The organism is Paenibacillus sp. sgz302190 (assembly GCF_059820445.1).
This window is the reverse complement of the sequence record NZ_JBZYAO010000099.1, coordinates 1-1,170: the sequence shown is the minus strand read 5'-3', so window position 1 is coordinate 1,170 and position 1,170 is coordinate 1. Positions and strand designations below refer to the sequence as shown.

At 56.1% G+C, this 1,170-nt stretch carries 1 protein-coding gene; it reads left to right on the top strand.

Features of this window, described 5'->3' with window-relative positions:
- Window positions 1–169: 169 nt before the first annotated feature.
- Window positions 170–730, top strand: coding sequence for a hypothetical protein (locus tag AC6RNO_RS36630; protein ID WP_474686119.1), 561 nt, complete (start codon window positions 170–172; stop codon window positions 728–730).
- Window positions 731–1,170 lie beyond the last annotated feature (440 nt).

Genomic DNA, 1,170 nt, shown 5'->3' with positions numbered 1-1,170 from the left:
CAAGGCCGCGGGCCCGGCCGCTCGCAAGGCGGAGCGCGAGCGGGACCGCAAGAGCAAAGGCGCGCCGCGCTGGCTCAAGGCGAAGCAGCAGGGCAAGGAGTAGCGCCCGCGTGTTGCTCTGGGAGTCTGGCGGACGAACTCCGTCCGCCAGACTCTCAGAGCCGGGGCCATGAAGCTGATGAAAAAGCTGCTTATTTTCGTCTGTACAGTCCTTGTCATATTCGCCGCCTTGGCGGGGACCGTGATCTGGTACGTAAAGCCGACCGAAGCGCTCGACCTGAACTACCGCGAGGTGCCGATCGGCGGCAAAATCGTCGACATGATCAAAAACCGCAAATTCGAGATGCTCATCACGGAAGCGGAACTCAATGATTTGGTCAAAAAACAGCTGGCCGCTCATCGGGAACTGCCTCATGATATTCGCATCGAAGGAGCCGCACTGCAGTTGCGGGGCAACGAGCTCCAGGCGGATGTCAACCTGCTGTGGCGAGGGCAAATCCCCGTCGGTGCCAAATTGTTTTTTAATGTGGAGTGGAACAGCCCGAACATCGAGATTGTACATACAAGTACGCAGATCAAAGAAGCGAGCCTGCCGAGCAGTCTGCTCCAACTGCCGCCGCTCCGGATCTCGCTGGAAGAGCATCTGCCGAAGCTCGTGGGTGTAAGGAACGTCAGCTTCGAGGAAAACGGGATACGCATCGGCTTCAAGCTCGGGCAATCGGCTTCGTAAAGATGATGCGGGTACCCAGGCTGCCCGAGCAAGTCGCGACACTCTGCGAAGGCTGGGGAAACGAGTGTGACTAATTTGGGGGGACAGCCATTTTTTCTGGACGCGCGACTCTCCCGGTGTAGGTCGTGGAACTGCGCAACTGGGCAAGAAGCAGCTTGTGAGGGGGAAAGCCTGCAATTGTCAGGCTGCCCGAGCAAGTCGCGACACTCTGCGAAGGCTGGGGGTACGAGTGTGACTAATTTGGGGGGACAGCCGTTTTTTCTGGACGCGCGACTCCCGCTGTAGGTCATGGAACTGCACGACTGGGTGGGAATCAGTTTGCTAGGGAGAAAACCTGCGAAAGTGCAGTTTTTTTCCACTAGCTTTGCAAAGAAGCTAACATCGACTGGATTAAAATGGTTAAGTTTCTTTTTGAGTTATTAGATACTTATTTTCCCATT

Coding starts and splice junctions, on each gene's coding strand:
- AC6RNO_RS36630 (WP_474686119.1), top strand. CDS start 170: ATGAAGCTGATGAAAAAGCTGCTTATTTTCGTCTGTACAGTCCTTGTC.